Source organism: Arthrobacter sp. YD4 (assembly GCF_030410515.1).
In the GTDB taxonomy this organism is placed as follows: domain Bacteria; phylum Actinomycetota; class Actinomycetes; order Actinomycetales; family Micrococcaceae; genus Arthrobacter.
In genome coordinates, this window is record NZ_JAUHHD010000003.1 from 380,869 (window position 1) to 401,343 (window position 20,475).

The following is a 20,475-nucleotide window of genomic DNA, read 5'->3' on the forward strand; positions in this document are numbered from 1 at the left end:
TTCGCAGCATAGTCGGGGTAAACCTGCACCCGAGTCTACCCAGTCCGGCGTCGCGGCGAGGCGATAGGGTGGTGGAATTCTCCGATTACGTTGCTGCGAAAGGGTCACCGTTGACTGCTGAAATGCCCGAGCTGGCCGAGGGTGACTTCTACTATGAAGTCCTCGGCGGAGGCCGCTACCGCTCGACCATCCACGCCCAGGGCGCCTGGAATGTCCACGAGCAGCACATGGCTCCGGCCTCCGGCATCATGGCCGACGCGCTCTCCCGGCACGACCCGCGGCCGGACATGCGGATGGCCCGGATCAGCTACGAAATCCTGGGACTGATCCCGGGCGGCGAATTCGAGGTCACCACGACCACGCTGCGCCCGGGCCGGACCATCGAACTGCTCCAGGCGGAACTGACCGCCGGCGGCCGCGTCGCCATCAGGGCCACGGCCTGGCGGATCATCACCTCCGACACCACCGCAATCGCAGCCTTCGAGGACCCGCGGATCCCGGCCCCGGAGGACTGCGAACCCTACGACGCCGCGCAGGTCTGGCCCGGCGGGTACATCGCGTCGCTGAGCATGCGCATCGCCGAGGGACACCGGGCCGGGTCCGGCACCGTCTGGCTGCACACCGACCACCCGCTCACCGACCGGAACGACAGCGGGGACCTCGCCCGGCTGATCGGCCTGGTGGACACCGCCAACGGCATCGCGGCCCGGGTCCCGCCGGGCAAGGGCAGCTACGTGTTCCCCAACCTGGACCTGCAGATCCACATGTACCGGCTGCCGGAGGGGCAGTGGCTGGGCCTGGACAACGAGGTGTCCTTCGGAACGGACGGCATCGGGCTGACCTCCACGGTGCTGCACGACCTGCAGGGTCCGTTCGGCCGGGCCGAGCAGATCCTGACGCTGCGCAAGAGCTAGTGGAAGACCAGCCAGCCCACCGTCGTGGCCAGGCCGGTGAGGACCACGCCCCAGGCGATGTCCACCACCACGATCACCAGCGGCCATTTCTTCAGGGTCGCGGCGTTCGTCAGGTCGTAGGTGGCGTAGGCAAAGCCGCCCAGCGCCGCGCCGTAGCCGAACGCGGCCGCCCAGCCGCCGCCGTCGAGCGCGGGGCGCAGGGCGAAGAAGACGATTCCGGCGATGTACAGCACGTAGAACACGACGGCGTAGCCTAGATGGGGCTTGTCGGCCATCAGGTGGCCCAGGTGGCGGCGGTAGAACCTGCTCGTCGACTTCAGCCAGACGGCGTCGATGACGGCAAACGCGGCGGCCACCACCAGGAATTGCAGAAAGACCATAAGGGAGCATAACCACATGCAGCAGGCCGGACCCCGGAGCCTCACCGTGTTCCGTCAGCCCTCCTCCCTCGGCGCTGCGGAAGACCTCGATTTCGCCCTCGAACTGCTGCGGCGGGTCAAGACCGGGGCGGCGGGGCCGCTGCTGCGGCTCTACCGGCCCGTCCCCACCCTGGCGTTCGGCCAGCGGGACGCCAACCTGCCCGGCTTCGAGGCCGCTGCCCGGGCCTGCCGGGACCTCGGCTTCGAACCCCTGGTGCGGAAGGCCGGGGGACGCGCCGCCGCGTACCACCCGGGCAGCCTGGTGATTGACCACCTGGAGCCCGACGCCTACGCGATCGCCGGCGCCAAGGCCCGGTTCGCCCTTTTCGGCGGCCTGCTGGCGGAGGCGCTCCGGAACGCCGGCGTGGACGCAGCCGTCGGCGAGATCCCGGGGGAGTACTGCCCGGGCGAATTCAGCGTCCACGGCACCGACCGCCGGGCCCCGTCGCACCGGATCAAGCTGGTGGGCACGGCCCAGCGCGTGGTCTCCGGCGGCTGGCTGTTCAGCTCGGCGGTGATCGTCTCGGACTCAGCGCCCATCCGGGCCGTGCTGGAGGCCAGCTACGCGGCGCTCGGACTCGACTGGGATCCGGCGACGGCGGGCGCCGCGGATGACCTGGTGCCGGGCCTCGACGTCAACGCCGTCGAGGCGGCGGTCCTGGGCGCCTACGGGCGGTACGCGGCGCTGGAGGACGGCGACTTCCGGACCCTGACCGCCCCGTAGCAATTACCTTGGCGGTCCCTGTAGCCCATCACTGGGCCCGGGCGGCCAGGATTTGTTCGCGCAGGATGTCCGCGTGCCCGCAATGCTGGGCCAGTTCGCGCAGCATGTGCAGGTACACCCACCGCATCGGCAGCGGCCCGCGCCGGTTGCCGCGGACCAGGTCGTCGGGCCCCAGGGCCGCGGTACGGGCCCGGGAGCCGGCGCAGGCCTCGCGGTAGGCGGCCCGCACCGAGGCGATGGTGTCCTCAGGGTCCAGCACAAACGACTCGTCCGGAGTGGCCGGGATGCCGATCTCGACGCGGCTGCGGCAGGTGATGGCCTCGTCGAACCAGACCTTCTCGACAAAGGCCGCGTGCTTCAACAGCCCCAGCAGCGTGGTGCGCGAGGGCACCAGGGCCGTCCGTGCCTCCTCCTCGCTCAGTCCGTCGAGGCTGGCCTCCAGATCGGCCCGGTGATCGTCGAGGAACGCCTCGAACTGGGTCCGAAGATCCGCGGCGAAGAGGTCCGGTTCCATGCTGGGATTGGTGCTCATGAGCCCACAGCCTAATGGGCCCCGCCCGGAAATCCGGACGGGGCCCAAGAGGTGTGGCTGGTGGGTGGTGTTCCTCCCTTGGCGTCAGTGGCCCCGGTCGATCCACTCCTGCAGGTGCGGGGCCTCGGCGCCGATGGTGGTCTGGTCCCCGTGCCCGGTGCGAACCACCGTCTCCGCCGGCAGGGTCAGCAGCCGGGAGGAGATGGACTCGATGATGGTCGGGAAGTCGCTGAAGGACCGGCCGGTGGCCCCGGGTCCGCCCTGGAACAGGGTGTCGCCGGTGAAGACGGTGCCCTCACTTTCGAGCCGGAAGCTGACCGATCCGGGCGAGTGGCCGGGCGTGTGGAGGGCCACCAGGCGGGCGCCGGCGACGTCGAACGAGTCACCGTCGGCAATCGCGTGGTCCGGTTCGGTGCCCGGGAACACCCGGTCCCAGAGCATCCAGTCGTCCCGGTGCAGGTACACGGGGGCGCCGGTCAGTTTCCGGAACTCGCCCACGGCGGCGATGTGGTCGTCATGGCCGTGCGTGAGCAGGATGGCGGTGACCTTCCGGTGGCCGACGGCGGCGGCGATCGCGGCGGCGTCGTGCGCCGGGTCGATCACGACGCACTCGGCGTCGTCGCCCACGATCCAGACGTTGTTCTCCACGTCCCAGGTGCCGCCGTCGAGCGAGAACGTTCCCGAGGTGACCAGTCGGTCGATCCGCAGGCCGTCCACGTCGTTGCTCACAGCTCCACCACGGAACGCAGGACGGCGCCGGAGTGCATCTTCTCGAAGGCTTCCTCGATCTGGTCGATGCCGATGCGCTCGGTGACGAAGGCGTCCAGGTCCAGCCGTCCCTGCCGGTACAGGTCGATCAGCATCGGGAAGTCCCGGGAGGGCAGGCAGTCGCCGTACCAGGAGGACTTCAGTGAACCGCCGCGGCCAAACACATCCAGCAGCGGCAGCTCCAGGGTCATCTCCGGGCTGGGGACGCCCACCAGCACCACGGTGCCGGCCAGGTCGCGGGCGTAGAAAGCCTGCTTGTACGTCTCGGGACGGCCCACGGCGTCGATCACGACGTCGGCGCCGAAACCGCCGGTCAGCTCACGGATGGCCTCCACGGGGTCTACGGCGGAGGAATCCACGGTGTGGGTGGCACCCAGGTCCTTGGCCCGTTCGAGCTTGTTGGGGTCGATGTCGACGGCGATCACCGTGGTGGCGCCGGCGAGCGCGGCGCCGGCGATGGCCGCCACGCCCACCCCGCCGCAGCCGATCACGGCCACCGAGTCGCCGCGGCCGACGTTGCCGGTGTTGATCGCGGCGCCGAGGCCCGCCATGACGCCGCAGCCGAGCAGGCCGACGGCGGCCGGGTCGGCCTCGGGGTCCACCTTGGTGCACTGGCCTGCGGCGACGAGCGTCTTCTCGGCGAAGGCGCCGATGCCCAGGGCGGCGGTGAGCTCCGTGCCGTCTTCCAGGGTCATCTTCTGGGCGGCGTTGTGCGTGTTGAAGCAGTACTGCGGTTCGCCGCGGCGGCAGGCCCGGCATTCGCCGCAGACGGCGCGCCAGTTCAGCACCACGCGGTCCCCGGGAGCCACCGAGGTGACATCGGGGCCGACGGCGCTGACCACGCCGGTGGCCTCGTGGCCGAGCAGGAACGGGAAGTCGTCGTTGATGGCACCCTGCTTGTAGTGCAGGTCGGTGTGGCAGACGCCGCAGGTGAGGATGTCCACCAGCGCCTCGCCGGGGCCGGGATCGGGCACCAGGATGGTTTCCAGGGTGACGGGGGCGTTGTTGGACCGGACGATTGCGCCCTTGACCTTATGGACCATGGGAGAGCTCCTTTCGATGCCGCCGCCCGGCGCGGGGGTGCCGGATACGGCGCGACGCGGGCCCCGGGTAATCCGGAGTCCGCGTCGTGTCTGGTGTGGCTGTTCTCTGGTGCTGGCGGGTTAGGCCGCGAGGCGGCTCTTGACCTCTGCCGCGGAGGGGTTGGTGGCGGCGGTGCCGTCCGGGAACAGCACGGTGGGGACGGTACGGTTGCCGCCGTTGAGCTGCTCGACCAGTTCGGCCGTGCCTTCGACTTCCTCGATGTTGATCTCGGTGTACCCGATGCCCTGCGCGTCCAGCTGCTTCTTCAGCCGGTTGCAGTAGCCGCACCACGTGGTCGAGAACATGGTGATGGTGCCGGATTCGGGGGTGAAGTCCACGAAATTCTCCTCAGGTGGGTTGCCGGTGCGTGCCGGGACGGTCAATCGGACGTCTCTGGAATAACCGTATCCTGCGGGACGGTATTCCCGCAGGGAGGTGCCGGCAGGGGCAGGCCCCGATGCGGCACCCTGTGCAGGCCGGGCCGGCCGGTGGCATGCTGGGGGCATGTGTGGACGCTATGTGATGGCCCGGGCCGTCGGGGACCTGCTGGCAGAGTTCGACGCCGGGCTCGAGGAGGAGATCGCCGTGCCGCCGTCGTGGAACGTCGCGCCGACGGCGGACGTGCCGATCATCCTGGAGCGGCTGGTCGAGGGGGCGGAGCACCCGGCGCGGCAGCTCCACATCGCCCGCTGGGGACTGGTCCCGTCCTGGGCCAAGGACCCCGGCATCGGGTCGAAGATGATCAACGCCCGCAGCGAGAGCGTGCTGGAGAAGCCGGCGTTCCGGAAGGCCACGCGGTCCCGGCGCTGCGCCGTCCCGGCCGACGGCTACTACGAGTGGAAGGGCCAGGGCAAGGGGAAGCAGCCCTACTACGTGCATCCGAAGGACGGCTCACCGGTGGCGTTCGCGGGACTGTACGAGTGGTGGAAGGACCCGTCCAAGGATGAGGGGGACCCCGGCCGGTGGCTGCTCTCGACGACGATCCTGACCACCGATTCGCCGCCCGAGGGTTACGCCGACGGGATGCTGGCGGAACTGACGGCCCTGCATGACCGGGTGCCGCTGCCGATGGACCGCGCCACCATGGAGGCCTGGCTTGACCCCCGGGCGGAAGATGCCGCGGAACTGGTCGGCATCGTGCGCGCCAACGCCCACGACGTCGCCGAGGGCTGGCGGATCGACGCCGTCGGCACCGCCGTCGGGAACGTCCGCAACGATTCCCCGGAACTGATCGAACCGGTCGGCAGCCTGTTCTAGTCCTGATGCGGGGTTAGACCGTGACCCGGCCGGCCGCGTCCACGGTCCAGGTCGGGTTGAACGCGACCTCCCAGCGGAAGCCGTCCGGGTCGGCGAAGTAGCCGGTGTAGCCGCCCCACGGCTGTGTTTTGGGCGGCGCGACGATGGTGGCCCCGGCGTCCGCAGCCTCGCCCAGGACCCTGTCCACCGCATCGGCGCTGTGCACGTTGTGGCTCAGGGTGATGGGAGGGATGCCGGCGGGGGAATCCGTCCCGGCTTCGGCCCGCATCTGGCCCGCGTCCCAGAGCGAGAGGATGAGCCCGTGGTTGATCTGCAGGAAGAGCACTTCACCGGGGACTTCGCGGTGAACGGGCCAGCCCAGGCCCGTCACGTAGAACCGGCGGGAGGCTTCCACGCTGCGGACGCCAAGGGAGATGAAGTCGACTCGTGGTTGCATCGTTCGATACTGTCATGCAGATGTCGACAAATCACGCAGAGGACAAAGCAGCCCAGGCCGATAAGGACCAGCTCGCCGCCGTGCGGGTGGCCGTGGACGAGGTTGACGAGCAGATCGTCGCGCTGATCGGACGCCGGGAGCGGTTGATCCGGATCGCCGGGACGCTCAAGGCCGACAGTGCCGAGGTCCGCGCCCCGGGCCGGGTGGAGCGCGTCCTGGAGCACGTGAAGGCAACGGCCGAACGCAACGACATCGACACCGACATCGTCGGAGAGACCTACAAGGCCATGATCGATGCCTTCATTCGCCTGGAGCTTGAGGTCTACAAGGCCGGCAGCTAGCTAGAGGGATTCCTCCACGGGGACGTTGGCCTGGTACTCCCGCCCGTCGCAGTCGCTGTAAGCCGTCATCAGGTGCCCCTTGGGCAGGCCCAGTACTGTGCTCAGCGGGAAGTTGCCCGTGATGGTGTTCCCGGAATGCTGGACGCCCTTGATGTCGAAGTTCTCCTCCGTACCGTCATGGCTGAAGCAGAAGAAGGACACAGCCTCGCCATTGAGGAATTCGATTTCCAGCCGCCGCTGATGCGAATGGTCCGGCGTCGCCGCGACCAGCCCCACCACGTAGGCGCCCGAGGCCGGGATATTGCCGTCTATATCGAAGGTCGCCACCAACGTTGAATCCTTGGCGGCGATGCTGGCGTGCTTCAGGAGTGCGTTGTGCGAGCTCATAGGCCAATCCTGCCCCCGCACGTTGGCCCCGTCCACCCCTGATCTAGGTTTTGTCCCGGCCCCGTCGTAGACTTGTTCTATTCGAAGATATGTTCGAATAATTCAAGAGGCAACCCGTCTGGCCTCCCGCCTGTGGCACCTGCACCTTCCGGCGCACCTGCCCAGCGGCCGTCCAGCCCGTTCGTCAACAACACAGCGCCCGGGAGGCATCATGGGGATGTTCAGCGAATCCGTGGAGGTGGCCTGCACCCCGGAGGGCCGGCCCGAGTCCCTGGTCTGGGCGGGACGAAGCTATGAGCTGTGCGCCGAGCCAGTGCGGTGGTTCGAACGGCGTGAGTGGTGGGCTGAAGAGCAGCGCGCCCCGCTGGGCAGCGGCCCAGGCCTGGTGGACTCGGAGATCTGGCGGCTCGAGGTCCGGGACGCCTCGGCCCCGGACCAAAGCCTCACCCTCGACCTCAGTCGCCACCTGCGCAGCGGGCGCTGGCGGTTGCTGCGGCTCCACGACGCCCTGGCCGGGCAGCGGAGGCCCGCATCGGCATGAGCTTCACCCACCTGCATGTCTCCACTGCCTTCAGCGCCCACTATGGCGTGTCCTGGCCGGAGGAACTGGCCGCGGCGGCCGCAGCCGACGGGGCGACGGCGCTCGCCTGCACCGACCGTGACGGCCTCTACGGCACCATCAAACACCTCAAGGCCTGCATGGCCGCGGGGCTGGATCCCATCGTGGGGGTGGACCTGGCGGTCTTTGACGACGACGGCGACCTCCGCACCCAGGTGGGCGGCCGCGTCGTCGTCCTGGCCCACGGGGAAAACGCCGGGGCCGGATACCGCGCCCTGTGCCGGCTGATCTCCGATGCCCACTCCCGCACCACGGGCAAGGCCGGCGGTACGGTCCCCGCCGCGGTGACCCGGGCCGAACTGGCATCCCGGGCGCTGGATCCGCAGACGCTCGAGCCGGTGCTGACGGTACTGATCGGACCGGACTCCGACGTCGGCCGCTCCATGGGCGGGCGGCGCTACCTGCGGCCGCGCACCCTGTTCAAGCAATGGCTCGACGCCATGCCGGCGGGAACCGTCACCGCCGAGGTGGTCTCCCAGCTGAGCGCCCCGGGGGAGCACCTCAGCACGGCCCACGCCGTGCGGATGCTCAAGCTGGCCGCCGAACACGGCGTGCCCGCAGTCCTCAGCAACGCCGTGCGCTATGTCGCCGAGGACGGCGCGGCCACGGCGGACGTGCTGGACTCCGCCCGTACCCTGAAGTCGCTGCCCGAACTGGCCGGCGAGCCGCTGCTGCAACCCAACGGACAGGCCTGGCTCAAAAGCTCCGCGCAGATGCTGGAGCTGGGCAAGGAAATCATTCACGCCGCGGGATTCGGCGCGGCCGACCTCAAGAGCCTGCTGGCGCATACCGAGGCGCTCGCGGACCGCTGCCGGATGGACCCGGCCGCGGACATGGGCTGGAAGCAGCCGGTGGTCCCGGAAGCGGCCGTGATCGGGATCGAGGGGGACCCGCTGGCCGAACTGGCGGCCCGCTGCGAGGCCGGCATCACCCGCCGCTTTCCCGGCATCAGCGGCAGCAGTGCCGTGGAGATGCGGGCCAGGCTGGAGCATGAGCTGCGGATCATCGACAGCCTCGGGTTCGCCTCCTACTTCCTGACCGTGGCCGAGGTGTCCCGGATGATCACGGACATGGGGGTGCGCGCCGCGGCCCGGGGCTCCGGGGCCTCCAGCCTGGTCAACTACCTGATGGGCGTCAGCCAGGTGAACCCGCTGCAGCACGACCTGATCTTCGAACGCTTCCTCTCACGGGACCGGGCCACCCTGCCGGACATCGACATCGACGTCGAGAGCGCCGAACGGCACAACGTCTACCGGAAGATCTTCGACCGGTTCGGTACCGAACGGGTGACCCTGATGAGCATGCAGAACGGGTACCGCGCCCGGGGTGCCGTGCGCGACGCCGGACTGGCCCTCGGCATGGAGGGCGGCGACATCGACGAGATCGCCAAACAGCTGTGGCGGTTCTCCGCAAGGAACTTCCGCGAGGCGCTGGTGGAGAAGCCGGAGCTGAAGGAGTTCGCCGGGCGGGTGGAGCAGCGGGACTTCACCGGCAACCAACAGCTTGACCTGCTGGTGGACCTGACCGAACGGCTGGACCGGCTGCCCAGGCACATCTCCATGCACCCGTGCGGGGTCATCCTGGGCGATGCCACGCTGCTTGACCGCACCCCGGTCCAGCCCAGCGGCCTGGGCCTGCCGATGAGCCAGTTCGACAAACACGACATGGACCCCATGGGCATGCTCAAACTCGACGTCCTGGGCGTGCGGATGCAGTCCGCCATGGCCTTCGCCGTCCGGGAGGTCATCCGGCTGCACCCCTCGAAAGCGGACGTGGTGGCCGCCGGAAACCATCAGCCCGGGCCGGACGGCAGCGGGCCGGACTACATTGCCGAGGACGGCACCATAGACCTGAACGCCGTCCCGCTGGACGATGAGCCCACCTTCGACCTGATCCGCAGCACCCACACCCTGGGCTGCTTCCAGATCGAATCCCCGGGCCAGCGCGAACTGATCGGCAAGCTGGCCCCCAGGGAGTTCAACGACCTCATCATCGACATCTCCCTCTTCCGGCCCGGGCCGATGAAGTCGGACATGGTCAGGCCCTTCCTGGAGCACCGGCATGGCTTCGCCCCGGAGGTGTTCCCGCACCCGGACCTCAAACCGGTGCTGCAGGAAACCCACGGCGTCACCGTCTTCCACGAACAGATCCTGAAGACCTTCGACGTGATGACCGGCTGCGGCCTGGCCCGCGCCGATGAGTTCCGGCGCGCCCTCGGCAACGAGGTGCTGGAGAACCAGGTGGAGGAATTTTTCCGCCGTGAGGCCAAACGGCGGGACTATTCCCCGGCGGTCGTTGACAAAGTCTGGGGAACCCTGAAGGCCTTCGGCAGCTTCGGTTTCTGCAAGGCCCACGGCGCCGCCTTCGCCGTGCCCACCTACCAGTCGGCGTGGCTGAAAACCCACCACCCCGAGGCGTTCCTCGCCGGAATCTGGGAACACGACCCCGGCATGTACCCCAAACGCCTCCTGGTGGCCGAGGCCCGCCGCATGGGCATCCCCATCCTGCCCCTGGACATCAACCGCAGCCAGGCCGAATACCGGGTGGAACCGGTCGTGGACGGCCCGGACCGGGGGAAGCTGGGCATCCGTCTGAGCCTGAAGGGGATCTTCGGTCTCTCCGGCGCGGAACTCAAACGCATCGTCGCCGGCCAGCCCTACGACTCCCTCGCGGACCTGCGCGCCCGGACCCGGATCAGCAAACCCAGCATCCAGCGCCTCGCACAGCTGGGCGCCTTCGACTCCCTGCACCGGGCCGTCGGCGGCAACACCAACCGGGCGGACCTGGTCCACCACCTGCAGCAGTTGCAGACCAGGACGCAGCGCAAGGGCGCCGAGGTGATCGAGGGCCAGCTGGCCCTGCCGCTGGGCGACGTGGAACTGACCAACCTCAAGGGCGGCCGGCCCGCCCCCACGCTGGTGGACACCGTCCGGGCTGAGCTGGACCTGATGGCCGTGGACGTCAGCGCCCACCTGGTGGACAGCCACCGGCCACTGCTGGACCGGCTGGGCGTCACCACGGCAGACCAGCTCCTGAAGCTGCGCAACGGCACCGAGGTGCTGGTGGCCGGGGTGCGGGTGGCCACCCAGACCCCGCCGATGCGCGGCGGCCGGCGGGTGGTCTTCATTAGCATCGACGACGGGACCGGTTGCGTGGACTCAGTGTTCTTCCACGAGGCCCAGGAGCAGGCCGGGCCGCTGCTCTTCAGCACCCGGCTGCTGCTGATCCGCGGCACCACCCGCCGCACCGGGCCCCGCGGCATCAGCATCAGCGCCTCCATGGCCTGGGACCTCAGCCGCACCGACACCCTGCCCTTCCCGGCCGCCGGCGCGGGTACCGGCTTGGGCGGAGGCGCCGGTACCGGTGGCGACGCGCCCGAGGGCCCGCCGCTGGACATGGCGCCGGGCGCGCTGGACGGCATCCGGCGGACCCTCGCGATCACGGGGTTCAGCGGTTGAGTGCGGGTCCGGAAGCGGCGATGGGCGGGGTGGCGGGCGTTGGTTGGGCGTCCGGAAATACCGATAGCATGGACGAGGCTGGCTGTGGTCCCCGTACGCCACAAGCTACGAAGCCTTAAAACCGTGAATAGGAGACACCCGTGTCAGATGCCCAGCAGATCACCCTTCTCGTCGATGGCGAAGAGACCCAGGTGACTACCGGGACCACCGGCGCGGAACTCTTCTTCGAGCGCCGCGACGTCGTCGTGGCCCGTGTCAACGGCGAACTGAAGGACCTGGACCAGCCCCTGCCGGCCGGCGCCGACGTCGAAGGCGTCACCATCGACTCCCCGGACGGCCTGAACGTGCTGCGCCACTCCACCGCCCACGTCATGGCCCAGGCCGTGCAGCAGCTGCGCCCCGACGCCAAGCTGGGCATCGGACCGTACATCACCGACGGCTTCTACTTCGATTTCGACGTCGAGGAACCCTTCACCCCGGAGGACCTGCGCCAGCTCGAGAAGATGATGCTGAAGATCGTCAACCAGAACCAGAAGTTCGTCCGCCGCGTGGTGACCGAGGACGAGGCACGCGAGGCGATGAAGGACGAGCCGTACAAGCTCGAACTGATCGGCCTTAAGGGCGCCGGCAGCGACGAGGACGGCTCCAGCGTCGAGGTCGGCGGCGGCGAACTGAGCATTTACGACAACGTCGAGCGCAAGGAAGGCACCACGGTCTGGTGCGACCTGTGCCGCGGCCCGCACCTGCCCAACACCAAGCTGATCTCCAACGCCTTCGCCCTGACCCGCTCCTCCGCGGCCTACTGGCGCGGCAGCGAGAAGAACAAGCAGCTCCAGCGCATCTACGGCACCGCCTGGCCCACCAAGGAAGCCCTCAAGGCCTACCAGGAGCGCATCGCTGAGGCCGAACGCCGCGACCACCGCAAGCTCGGCGCCGAACTGGACCTGTTCTCCTTCCCGGACGAGCTGGGCTCCGGCCTGCCGGTGTTCCACCCCAAGGGCGGCATCATCCGCAAGGCCATGGAGGACTACTCCCGGCAGCGGCACGTCGACGCCGGCTACGAGTTCGTCTACACCCCGCACATCACCAAGGGCCACCTCTACGAGGTCTCCGGGCACCTGGACTGGTACCGGGACGGCATGTTCCCCCCGATGCACATCGACGCGGAACTGAACGAGGACGGCACCGTCCGCAAGCCCGGCCAGGACTACTACCTGAAGCCGATGAACTGCCCCATGCACAACCTGATCTTCCGCTCGCGCGGCCGCTCCTACCGTGAACTGCCGCTGCGGCTCTTCGAATTCGGCTCGGTCTACCGCTACGAGAAGTCCGGCGTGGTGCACGGCCTGACCCGAGTCCGGGGCATGACCCAGGACGACGCCCACATCTACTGCACCCGCGAGCAGATGAAGGACGAACTGACCAAGACCCTGAACTTCGTGCTGGGCCTGCTCAAGGACTACGGCCTGCAGGACTTCTACCTGGAGCTCTCCACCAAGGACCCGGAGAAGTTCGTCGGCGCCGACGAGGTCTGGGAAGAAGCCACCCGCACCCTCGAGGAAGTGGCGACCGAATCCGGCCTCGAGCTGGTCCCGGATCCGGGCGGAGCGGCGTTCTACGGCCCGAAGATCTCCGTCCAGGCCCGTGACGCCATCGGCCGAACCTGGCAGATGTCCACCATCCAGCTGGACTTCAACCTGCCGGAGCGCTTCGAGCTGGAATTCCAGGCCGCCGACGGCACCCGCCAGCGCCCGGTCATGATCCACCGCGCACTGTTCGGCTCGATCGAACGGTTCATGGGCGTCCTCACCGAGCACTACGCCGGCGCGTTCCCGGCCTGGCTCGCCCCCGTCCAGGTGGTCGGCATCCCGGTGGCGGAGGCGTTCAACGACTACATGTTCGACGTCGTCGACCAGCTCAAGGCCGCGGGCATCCGCGCCGAGGTGGACATCTCCTCGGACCGGTTCCCGAAGAAGATCCGCACCGCCAGCAAGGACAAGATCCCGTTCGTGCTGATCGCCGGCGGCGACGACGCCGAGGCCGGGGCGGTGTCCTTCCGGTTCCGGGACGGCAGCCAGGACAACGGCGTGCCGGTGGCCGAGGCCGTCCGACGCATCGTGGACGCCGTCCGCGAGCGGACCAGCTAGCGGGGGAGCAGCAAGTGCAGGAATCCACAGGCGCCGGCCAGGGCTACCCGGGCGACGACGGCGTAACCGACGACTTTGGCCTCGCCGGCGTGCCGGACTCGTTCCAGCGCCTGTGGACTCCGCACCGCATGGCGTACATCAAGGGCGGCCAGCACCAGTTCAGGAACCAGGACGACTGCCCGTTCTGCGTGGCACCGGAACGCCAGGACGAGGAATCGCTGATCGTCTACCGCGGCCGGACCTGCTACGTGGTGCTGAACCTGTACCCATACAACCCCGGGCACCTGCTGGTCTGCCCGTACCGGCACATCCCGGACTACACGGATCTGACGGTCGAGGAGACCGCCGAGTTTGCCGAGCTGACGCAGACCGCCATGCGCGTGCTGCGGAAAGTCTCGAACCCCACCGGCTTCAACCTGGGCATGAACCAGGGCGTCACCGGCGGCGCCGGCGTCGCGGGCCACCTGCACCAGCATGTGGTGCCGCGCTGGGGCGGGGACGGGAACTTCTTCCCGATCATTGCCCAGACCAAGGCGATGACCCAGACCCTCGGCGAGGTCCGCCGGCAGGTTTCGGAGGCGTGGCCCGCGTCCGCGGCCACGGAACCGGCGGCGGGAACACCGGATGCTGAATAAGCACGCCCGCGGGTTCTTCACCGCGCTGTTCACCCCGCTGGCCCGCTGGCTGCTCCGGATGGGCGTCTCCCCGGACGCCGTGACGATCGTCGGCACCGCCGGCGTCGTCGTCGGCGCCCTCGTCTTCTACCCGCTGGGCCAGCTCTGGTGGGGAACCATCTTCATCACCGCGTTTATCTTCTCCGACGTCATCGACGGGATCATGGCACGGCTGCAGGAACGCGGCGGCCGATGGGGCAACTTCCTGGACTCCACCCTGGACCGGGTGGCCGACGGCGCCCTGTTCGCCGGCGTCGCCGTCTGGTTCTTCACCGGCGGGGCCAACCCGGCCATCGCCGTTGCCGCCCTGCTCTGCCTGGTCCTCGGCATGGTGGTCTCCTACGCCCGGGCCAAGGCCGAGGCGCTGGGATTCCACGCCAACGTCGGCATCGCAGAGCGTGCCGAACGGCTCGTCTCCGTGCTGGTGGTCACCGGCTTCACCGGCATCGGCCTGCCGCCGGTGGTCCTGCTCGTCACCCTCTGCCTGCTCGCGCTGGCCAGTTTCGTGACGATCATCCAGCGGGTCGGCGCCGTCCGCCGGCAGTCGCTGGAGGAAGCCCGCGGCACCACCAGCGACCAGGCCGCCTGAGCCGGGCTGCACCCACGGGACACAGGCTGACGTACCCTGTCCCCGACGCTGTCCCCGCCCGGTTCCGGGGCGTAACGCGAGTTCAACCGGCCCGCGGCGGGGGACTAGTATTACCCTTACCGGCCAATGGTTTCCGGTAATCCGGGGTGAACGCACACGGTACCCGTGTGCCGTCCGCGCCGGGCGAGGTCATCTATCTACCCATAGGGGTTTTTGTGTCTACACCTGATGTAAGCAGCGAAGCCGGCGCGTCCGCCCAGAACGTCACGGGCAGCAGCCGCGTCAAGCGCGGCATGGCGGAGATGCTCAAGGGCGGCGTCATCATGGACGTCGTCAACGTCGAGCAGGCCCGCATTGCCGAAGACGCCGGTGCCGTGGCCGTGATGGCGCTGGAACGCGTTCCCGCTGACATCCGCGCCCAGGGCGGCGTGTCCCGCATGTCGGACCCGGACATGATCGACCAGATCATCGACGCGGTCTCCATCCCCGTCATGGCGAAGGCCCGCATCGGCCACTTCGTCGAGGCCCAGGTCCTGCAGTCCCTCGGCGTCGACTACATCGACGAGTCCGAGGTCCTCACCCCGGCCGACTATGTCAACCACATCGACAAGTGGAACTTCAAGGTTCCCTTCGTCTGTGGCGCCACCAACCTCGGTGAGGCCCTGCGCCGCATCAACGAGGGCGCGGCCATGATCCGCTCCAAGGGTGAGGCCGGCACCGGCGACGTCTCCAACGCCACCGGGCACATGCGCAAGATCCGCTCCGAGATCGCCAAGCTCGCCGCCCTGCCCGAGGACGAGCTGTACGTCGCGGCTAAGGAACTGCAGGCCCCGTACGAACTGGTCAAGGAAGTTGCCGCTGCCGGCAAGCTCCCCGTGGTCCTCTTCACCGCCGGCGGCATTGCCACCCCGGCCGACGCCGCCATGATGATGCAGCTCGGCGCCGACGGCGTCTTCGTCGGCTCCGGCATCTTCAAGTCCGGCAACCCGGCCCAGCGCGCCGCCGCCGTCGTGAAGGCCACCACCTTCTTCGACGACCCGGACGTCATCGCCAAGGCCTCCCGCGGCCTGGGCGAGGCCATGGTCGGCATCAACGTCGACGAGATCCCGCAGCCGCACCGCCTCGCCGAGCGCGGCTGGTAGCCTGCGCGCCCTGCGGGGCGCCGAGCGGCGCGATCCTCTGCGTGCTATTCCCCGCGCGTTGTTGGCAGCCGAGCTGCCGGTTGGGGCGCGGGGCCCCTTTTACGCACGCTGCCGGATCACACCGCCCGTCGCCTTGCGCTTTTGATTGAACGAGTCCGGCCCGCCACCTCTCCAAGGTGGCGGGCCGGCGTCGTATGGGTTCTAAGGGAACTAATCCAGGCCGCGGCGCTTGAGCAGGGGGTCGAGACGGGCGTCCCGGCCGCGGAAGGCCCGGAAGGACTCCAGCGGGTCGCGGCTGTTGCCGCGGGAGAGCAGTTCGGTGCGGAAGAAGTCCCCGTTGGCCCGGGACAGGCCGCCGTTCTCCTTGAACCACTCGACGGTTTCGGCGTCGAGCACCTCGCTCCAGATGTAGGAGTAGTAGCCCGCTGCGTACCAGCCGCCGGCGAAGATGTGCTGGAAGTACCCGGTCCGGTAGCGGGGCGGGATCAGGCTGTGCGCGACGCTGGCGGCGGCGAGGGCCTTCGCCTCGAATTCCAGGACGTCATCGGGGACCTCGGACTCCTCCAGGACGTGCCAGGCCAGGTCCAGCAGGGCGGCGCCCAGGTACTCGGTGGTGCCGAAGCCCTCGCCCCAGAGCGCGGCGGCGTCGAGCTTGTCCACGGTTTCCTGCGGCAGCGGCTCGCCCGAGACGTGGTGCCGGGCGTAGTTGGCCAGCACCTCCGGCCACATGATCCACATCTCGTTGACCTGGGACGGGTACTCGACGAAGTCGCGCGGCACCGAGGTTCCGGAGAACCGCGGGTAGGTCACGGCAGAGAAGAGCCCGTGGAGGGCGTGGCCGAACTCGTGGAAGGTGGTCCGCAGTTCGTCCAGGGTCAGGAGCGTGGGTTCCCCGGCCGGCGGCTTGGAGATGTTCAGGTTGTTGATCACCACGGGACGGGTCCCCAGCAGGTCCGACTGCTCCACCAGGGAGTTCATCCAGGCGCCGCCGCGCTTCGATTCGCGGGTGTAGTAGTCGCCCAGGAAGAGGCCCAGGCCCGTGCCGTCGGCGTCCTTGACCTCCCAGACCCGGACATCGGGGTGGTAGCCGGCCAGGTCGGTCCGCTCGTGGAACGTGATGCCGTAGAGGGCGTTGGCCGCGAAGAAGACCCCGTCCTTCAGGACCCGGTCCAGCTCAAAGTAGGGGCGCAGGGCCTGCTCGTCCACGGAGTAGCGTTCGCGCTTGACCCGGGCGGAGTAGTACGCCCAGTCCCACGCCTCCAGCGGGTGGCCGGCGACCTCGGCGAGGGCCTCGGCCTCGGCGTCGGCGTTCCGCACGGCAGCCGGGGCCAACCGGCCCAGCATCGCCTGCACCGCGGCGAAGTCGGGGGCGGTCTGCTGGTCCACGCTGAGCTCGGCGAAGTTGGCGAAGCCCAGCAGGGTGGCCTTCTCGGCGCGCAGCCGGACCATGTCCCTGACCAGGTCCCGTACGTCCAGGGTCCCTCCGCTGCTGCCGCGGCCGATCGAGGCCTCGTAGAGCCTGCGGCGGACCTCCCGGTTCTCCAGCGCGGCCATTGCCGGCTGGTTGCTCGGCTGGATCAGGGTCAGCAGGTACTTGCCTTCGGCCCCGGCGGTGCGGGCTGCCTCGGCGGCGCTGGCGACGTCGTCGGCCGGCAGCCCGGCCAGGTCCGTGGCGTCGTCCAGCAGCAGCGACGCGGACTTCATGCCCTCCTTGACCCGCTGGCCGAACTCGGTGCCCAGGGTGGAGAGCTCGGCGTTGATGGCCCGGAGCCGGTCCTGGCCGGCGGCGTCGAGCTGGATGCCGGACTGGCGGAACGCCTTCAGGTACTCCTCGACCAGACGGGCGGATTCGGCGTCGAGCCCGTCCGTGGGAATTGCGGCGAACCTCTCGTAGAGGGCGCGGTTGAGGTAGATGGAGTCCTCGTGGGCGGAGAAGGCGGGGGAGAGACGGGTCTCCAGCTCCCGGATCTCGTCCGTGGCGTCCGCGGACACGAGCGTGAAGAAGGACGCCGCCGCACGCTGCAACAGAGCGCCGGAGCGTTCCATCGCGACGGCGGTGTTCTCAAAGCTGGCGGGCTCCGGTGTGTCGACGATCGCCTGAATCTCCGCGAGGTGTTCGGCCAGGCCGGCCTCGACGGCGTCGGCGTAGTGGCCGGCGTCGATGTCCGCGAAAGGTGGCAGTCCGTACGGCAGGGTACTGGGGCTCAGGAGGGGGTTAGTCATGAAACGACACTTTCATGTTTCGTGGCGGTTCTCAATGGTCCGCGGCGCGTGTTGGGGCGGTGCGGCCCGTACGATGTGGCCATGGGGACTCCACATCTTTCGCGCCCGGCCCGCGTCGCGGCCGGCCTGCTCTCGATTGCCATCGCTGCCACGCTGAGCTCCTGCGGGGTGCTGGCCCGCCCGGACGGGGATGCCGCCGGGACCGCGAATGCCGGCGCGACGGCGTCGGGGCAGGCATCCGCGCAGTCGCCGGGCTCGCGGTCGTCGACGTCGCCCAGCCCGACGCCGACCCCCACCCCGACACCCGGGAAGGGCCCCGACTGCGCCGCCGTCCGTTGCACGTCCGTGCTGGTCACCGGCGACATGCTGGTCCACGCCCAGCTCTGGGACCAAGCCCGCGCTGACGCCCTGGCCGCCGGTGCCAAGGGCCTGGACTTCGGCCCGTTGCTGGAGGGCCAGCGCCGCTATATCGCGAAGGCGGACCTGGCCATCTGCCACCAGGAAACCCCGGTGGCCGGGCCTATGGGCCCCTTCTCCGCCTACCCGTCCTTCAACGTCCCGCCGCAGATCATCACCGCCGCCCAGCAAGTCGGCTACCGGGCCTGCACCACGGCCAGCAACCACACCATCGACCGGGGCACCGCCGGCCTGGTCCGCACCCTGGACGCCCTTGACGCGGCCGGCCTGCAGCACACCGGGTCCTACCGCACAGAGGCCGACTCGCAGGGCGTGCTCATCCTGCAGACCGCCGCCGCCAAGATCGCCGTCATCGAGGGCGCCTACGGCCTCAACGGACAGACTCCCGACTTCGCCTGGCAGGTGGACATGCTGGATCCGGCCGCCATGATCGCCAAGGCGAAGAAGGCGCGCGCCCAGGGGGCAGACATCGTGCTGGGCGTGATGCACGCCGGTGAGGAGTACGCCAGCGTGCCGAACGCCGAACAGCGCGACGCCGCCCACGCGCTGGTGGACAGCGGCCAGTTCACCATGATCTACGGCCATCACACCCACTCGGTGCTGCCCATCGAACAGTACAAGGGCACGTGGATCGTCTACGGGCTGGGCAACGGCATCACGGAACTCTCGCCAACGTACGTCGTGAACAACGAGGGTCTCCTGGTGCGGGCGCAGTTCAGCCAGGACGCGGCCGGAAAGTGGACGGCCTCGGACCTGGCCTGGGCGCCGTCGGTGATCGTCCGCGGCCCGTACCGCTGGTGCTCGGTGGCCGCCGACGCGCCGCAGGGCCCCTGCGCCGGTCCCGCCGCCGACGCCGCCACCCGCCAGCGCACCAAAACGGTGGTCGAATCAATGGGAGCGGCGACGGCCGGCGCCCACGAACTGCTGATCACCAAGGAGAAGTAGCAATGACCGACGAAGGGGCCGGATCCACGGCGGCAGAGCAGGGATCGCCGCCGGTACGACGGCGGGAGGTCCGGCAGAGCGCCGCGGGACTGGCTGTCTTCGAGTACGGCCGGGAGCCGGGGCCGGGCGTGCCGAGCCTGTTGCTGATCCACGGCTATCCCGACGACCACCAGGTGTTCCTGCCCGTGATCGCCGAGCTTGCCGGGACGCACCACATGATCGCCTACGACACCCGCAACGCGGGGGAGTCCCGCGTCGCGGCGGACGGCGGGACGGCCGACTACTCGCTGGCGGCGCTGGTGGACGACGCCTTCGCGGTCCTCTCCGCCGTCGGCGTCGGGAACGTCCACCTGGTGGGCCACGACTGGGGCTCCATCCAGGGCTGGGCAGTGGTCAGGGATCCGCGCGCCACCGGGGCGATTACCCGCTACACCAGCATCTCCGGGCCCGACATGGGCCACTTCTCCCGCTGGATCAACGCCCGGATCCGGCGTCCGCGTGAGTGGGGAAAGCTCGGCGGGCAGCTGCTCCGCAGCTGGTATTTGCTGGCGTTCCAGCTGCCCGTCCTGCCCGAGGCGGCATGGCGGCTGGTGCTCACCCGCCGCTTCGAGCAGGCCGCGAACCGGCCACTGGGGGACAACCCCGTCCGCGGGCTGGCCCTCTACCGGAGCAACCTCTTTGGCCGCGGCGCCCGCACCGACCGGCCGCAGGGGGCATCCCGGCGGGTGAATATCCCGGTGCAGGTGGTGGTGCCCCTGCGCGACGCCTACCTCTCGCCCCACCTAACCGAGGACCTCGAGGGCTGGATCGATGACCTCACGGTCGTCCGGGTGGACGGCGGCCATTGGTGGCCCGCCAGCCGCCCGGCCGAGTTCGCACGGCTGCTTCGCGGCGGGGGATCGTGAGAGGCCCCGCCTAGCCCTCCGACAGCTCCAAGGTCATGAACACGCTGTTCGGGTCGGCGGTGTAGTCGGCGAACGGCGGGCAGACCGCGAAGCCGTGCCGCAGGTAGAGTCTGCGTGCCGCCGCGAAGTAGTCCTGGGAACCGGTTTCCAGGCTGACCCGGTTGAAGCCACGCTCCCGCGCCTCGGCGAGGAGCCGCCCCAGCAGGCCGCCGGCGACGCCGCGCCCGCGGGCGTCCCGGGCGGTCCGCATCGACTTGATCTCCGCTCCGCCCGCGCCGAGGTCCTTGAGGGCGCCGCAGCCAAGCAGGATGCCGTCTTCGCGGGCGGTCCAGAAGCTGATCGCGGGTCCGGCGAGGGCGCCGACGTCGAGCGCGTGGACGCTCTCGGCCGGCGAGGTCGCGAACATGTCCGCCAGGTGTTCCTCGAGCAGGATCCGCACGTCCGCGCGGTCCGGCGCGTCAGGGGCGTAGCTGATCATGGCCGGTTCCGGGGCGA

At 69.4% G+C, this 20,475-nt stretch carries 21 protein-coding genes; 12 read left to right on the forward strand and 9 right to left on the reverse strand.

What is annotated here, in order from left to right; genetic code table 11:
- The first annotated feature begins 110 nt into the window (after nt 1-110).
- Nucleotides 111-914 (forward strand): thioesterase family protein, encoded by an 804-nt coding sequence (locus tag QWJ39_RS10275; RefSeq protein WP_290257695.1) that lies wholly within the window; start codon nt 111-113, stop codon nt 912-914.
- Here QWJ39_RS10275 and QWJ39_RS10280 read toward each other — a convergent pair.
- Complete coding sequence (locus QWJ39_RS10280; protein WP_290257696.1) at nt 911-1,294, reverse strand: DUF2177 family protein; 384 nt, start codon at nt 1,292-1,294, stop codon at nt 911-913. The genes QWJ39_RS10275 and QWJ39_RS10280 overlap by 4 nt on opposite strands.
- A gap of 16 nt (nt 1,295-1,310) precedes the next feature.
- Between QWJ39_RS10280 and QWJ39_RS10285 the strand changes: the two genes are divergently transcribed.
- Nucleotides 1,311-2,057 (forward strand): lipoate--protein ligase family protein, encoded by a 747-nt coding sequence (locus QWJ39_RS10285; RefSeq protein WP_290257697.1) that lies wholly within the window; start codon nt 1,311-1,313, stop codon nt 2,055-2,057.
- 28 nt (nt 2,058-2,085) lie between these two features.
- Here QWJ39_RS10285 and QWJ39_RS10290 read toward each other — a convergent pair whose 3' ends face one another.
- The 4 genes from QWJ39_RS10290 to QWJ39_RS10305 form a co-directional block, all read right to left on the reverse strand.
- Entirely contained in the window at nt 2,086-2,589 is a 504-nt protein-coding gene (locus tag QWJ39_RS10290) for a DinB family protein (RefSeq protein ID WP_290257698.1), read from the reverse strand.
- 84 nt (nt 2,590-2,673) lie between these two features.
- Nucleotides 2,674-3,318: an MBL fold metallo-hydrolase gene (locus tag QWJ39_RS10295; RefSeq protein WP_290257699.1), complete on the reverse strand. Its 645-nt coding sequence runs from the start codon at nt 3,316-3,318 to the stop codon at nt 2,674-2,676.
- The gene (locus QWJ39_RS10300) at nt 3,315-4,400 is read right to left on the reverse strand and encodes an S-(hydroxymethyl)mycothiol dehydrogenase (RefSeq protein ID WP_290257700.1); all 1,086 of its coding nucleotides are present in this window, start codon (nt 4,398-4,400) and stop codon (nt 3,315-3,317) included. Before QWJ39_RS10300 ends, QWJ39_RS10295 begins: the two co-directional genes overlap by 4 nt.
- Before the next feature lie 120 nt (nt 4,401-4,520).
- Nucleotides 4,521-4,778: a mycoredoxin gene (locus tag QWJ39_RS10305; RefSeq protein WP_290257701.1), complete on the reverse strand. Its 258-nt coding sequence runs from the start codon at nt 4,776-4,778 to the stop codon at nt 4,521-4,523.
- A gap of 166 nt (nt 4,779-4,944) precedes the next feature.
- Here QWJ39_RS10305 and QWJ39_RS10310 point away from each other — a divergent pair, with 166 nt between their 5' ends.
- Complete coding sequence (locus QWJ39_RS10310) at nt 4,945-5,697, forward strand: SOS response-associated peptidase (RefSeq protein ID WP_290257702.1); 753 nt, start codon at nt 4,945-4,947, stop codon at nt 5,695-5,697.
- Between the two features lie 13 nt (nt 5,698-5,710).
- Here QWJ39_RS10310 and QWJ39_RS10315 read toward each other — a convergent pair whose 3' ends face one another.
- Nucleotides 5,711-6,133 carry a VOC family protein gene (locus tag QWJ39_RS10315; RefSeq protein WP_290257703.1) on the reverse strand — a complete coding sequence of 141 codons (423 nt, stop codon included), beginning with the start codon at nt 6,131-6,133 and terminating at the stop codon, nt 5,711-5,713.
- Nucleotides 6,134-6,147: 14 nt separating this feature from the next.
- On the opposite strand from QWJ39_RS10315, the gene QWJ39_RS10320 reads away from it, so the two are divergent.
- On the forward strand, nt 6,148-6,474 hold the full coding sequence (locus tag QWJ39_RS10320) for a chorismate mutase (protein ID WP_290257704.1): 327 nt from the start codon (nt 6,148-6,150) through the stop codon (nt 6,472-6,474).
- On the opposite strand, the gene QWJ39_RS10325 is transcribed toward QWJ39_RS10320, so the two are convergent.
- Nucleotides 6,475-6,861, reverse strand: coding sequence for a hypothetical protein (locus tag QWJ39_RS10325; protein ID WP_290257705.1), 387 nt, complete (start codon nt 6,859-6,861; stop codon nt 6,475-6,477).
- A gap of 211 nt (nt 6,862-7,072) precedes the next feature.
- Between QWJ39_RS10325 and QWJ39_RS10330 the strand changes: the two genes are divergently transcribed.
- The 6 genes from QWJ39_RS10330 to pdxS all read left to right on the forward strand — a co-directional run bounded on the left by QWJ39_RS10330 (nt 7,073) and on the right by pdxS (nt 15,490).
- On the forward strand, nt 7,073-7,402 hold the full coding sequence (locus tag QWJ39_RS10330; protein WP_290257706.1) for a DUF6504 family protein: 330 nt from the start codon (nt 7,073-7,075) through the stop codon (nt 7,400-7,402).
- Entirely contained in the window at nt 7,399-10,938 is a 3,540-nt protein-coding gene (dnaE, locus tag QWJ39_RS10335; RefSeq protein ID WP_290257707.1) for a DNA polymerase III subunit alpha, read from the forward strand. Before QWJ39_RS10330 ends, dnaE begins: the two co-directional genes overlap by 4 nt.
- A gap of 140 nt (nt 10,939-11,078) precedes the next feature.
- Complete coding sequence (thrS, locus tag QWJ39_RS10340; RefSeq protein WP_290257708.1) at nt 11,079-13,085, forward strand: threonine--tRNA ligase; 2,007 nt, start codon at nt 11,079-11,081, stop codon at nt 13,083-13,085.
- A 14-nt stretch (nt 13,086-13,099) separates the two neighbouring features.
- Entirely contained in the window at nt 13,100-13,720 is a 621-nt protein-coding gene (locus QWJ39_RS10345; protein ID WP_290257709.1) for an HIT domain-containing protein, read from the forward strand.
- A complete protein-coding gene (gene pgsA, locus QWJ39_RS10350; RefSeq protein ID WP_290257710.1) occupies nt 13,710-14,348 on the forward strand; it encodes a phosphatidylinositol phosphate synthase in 639 nt (212 codons plus the stop codon). Before QWJ39_RS10345 ends, pgsA begins: the two co-directional genes overlap by 11 nt.
- Nucleotides 14,349-14,563: 215 nt before the next feature.
- Nucleotides 14,564-15,490 (forward strand): pyridoxal 5'-phosphate synthase lyase subunit PdxS, encoded by a 927-nt coding sequence (gene pdxS / locus QWJ39_RS10355; protein WP_290257711.1) that lies wholly within the window; start codon nt 14,564-14,566, stop codon nt 15,488-15,490.
- A 210-nt stretch (nt 15,491-15,700) separates the two neighbouring features.
- Here the strand turns inward: pdxS and QWJ39_RS10360 are convergent, their stop codons facing one another.
- Nucleotides 15,701-17,713 carry a M3 family metallopeptidase gene (locus QWJ39_RS10360; protein ID WP_290257712.1) on the reverse strand — a complete coding sequence of 671 codons (2,013 nt, stop codon included), beginning with the start codon at nt 17,711-17,713 and terminating at the stop codon, nt 15,701-15,703.
- Nucleotides 17,714-17,794: 81 nt separating this feature from the next.
- Here QWJ39_RS10360 and QWJ39_RS10365 point away from each other — a divergent pair, with 81 nt between their 5' ends.
- A complete protein-coding gene (locus tag QWJ39_RS10365) occupies nt 17,795-19,075 on the forward strand; it encodes a CapA family protein (protein WP_290257713.1) in 1,281 nt (426 codons plus the stop codon).
- A 2-nt stretch (nt 19,076-19,077) separates the two neighbouring features.
- Nucleotides 19,078-19,980 carry an alpha/beta fold hydrolase gene (locus QWJ39_RS10370; protein WP_290257714.1) on the forward strand — a complete coding sequence of 301 codons (903 nt, stop codon included), beginning with the start codon at nt 19,078-19,080 and terminating at the stop codon, nt 19,978-19,980.
- A gap of 10 nt (nt 19,981-19,990) precedes the next feature.
- On the opposite strand, the gene QWJ39_RS10375 is transcribed toward QWJ39_RS10370, so the two are convergent.
- Nucleotides 19,991-20,458, reverse strand: a complete 468-nt coding sequence (locus QWJ39_RS10375) for a GNAT family N-acetyltransferase (protein WP_290257715.1) — start codon at nt 20,456-20,458, stop codon at nt 19,991-19,993.
- Nucleotides 20,459-20,475: the final 17 nt, after the last annotated feature.

Bases quoted from the DNA above. Each gene is read 5' to 3' on its own strand.
- QWJ39_RS10280 (WP_290257696.1), bottom strand. From the start codon at position 1,294: ATGGTCTTTCTGCAATTCCTGGTGGTGGCCGCCGCGTTTGCCGTCATC.
- QWJ39_RS10285 (WP_290257697.1), top strand. From the start codon at position 1,311: ATGCAGCAGGCCGGACCCCGGAGCCTCACCGTGTTCCGTCAGCCCTCC.
- QWJ39_RS10290 (WP_290257698.1), bottom strand. From the start codon at position 2,589: ATGAGCACCAATCCCAGCATGGAACCGGACCTCTTCGCCGCGGATCTT.
- QWJ39_RS10300 (WP_290257700.1), bottom strand. From the start codon at position 4,400: ATGGTCCATAAGGTCAAGGGCGCAATCGTCCGGTCCAACAACGCCCCC.
- QWJ39_RS10310 (WP_290257702.1), top strand. From the start codon at position 4,945: ATGTGTGGACGCTATGTGATGGCCCGGGCCGTCGGGGACCTGCTGGCA.
- QWJ39_RS10315 (WP_290257703.1), bottom strand. From the start codon at position 6,133: ATGCAACCACGAGTCGACTTCATCTCCCTTGGCGTCCGCAGCGTGGAA.
- QWJ39_RS10320 (WP_290257704.1), top strand. From the start codon at position 6,148: ATGCAGATGTCGACAAATCACGCAGAGGACAAAGCAGCCCAGGCCGAT.
- QWJ39_RS10325 (WP_290257705.1), bottom strand. From the start codon at position 6,861: ATGAGCTCGCACAACGCACTCCTGAAGCACGCCAGCATCGCCGCCAAG.
- QWJ39_RS10330 (WP_290257706.1), top strand. From the start codon at position 7,073: ATGGGGATGTTCAGCGAATCCGTGGAGGTGGCCTGCACCCCGGAGGGC.
- dnaE (WP_290257707.1), top strand. From the start codon at position 7,399: ATGAGCTTCACCCACCTGCATGTCTCCACTGCCTTCAGCGCCCACTAT.
- pgsA (WP_290257710.1), top strand. From the start codon at position 13,710: ATGCTGAATAAGCACGCCCGCGGGTTCTTCACCGCGCTGTTCACCCCG.
- QWJ39_RS10360 (WP_290257712.1), bottom strand. From the start codon at position 17,713: ATGACTAACCCCCTCCTGAGCCCCAGTACCCTGCCGTACGGACTGCCA.
- QWJ39_RS10365 (WP_290257713.1), top strand. From the start codon at position 17,795: ATGGGGACTCCACATCTTTCGCGCCCGGCCCGCGTCGCGGCCGGCCTG.
- QWJ39_RS10370 (WP_290257714.1), top strand. From the start codon at position 19,078: ATGACCGACGAAGGGGCCGGATCCACGGCGGCAGAGCAGGGATCGCCG.
- QWJ39_RS10375 (WP_290257715.1), bottom strand. From the start codon at position 20,458: ATGATCAGCTACGCCCCTGACGCGCCGGACCGCGCGGACGTGCGGATC.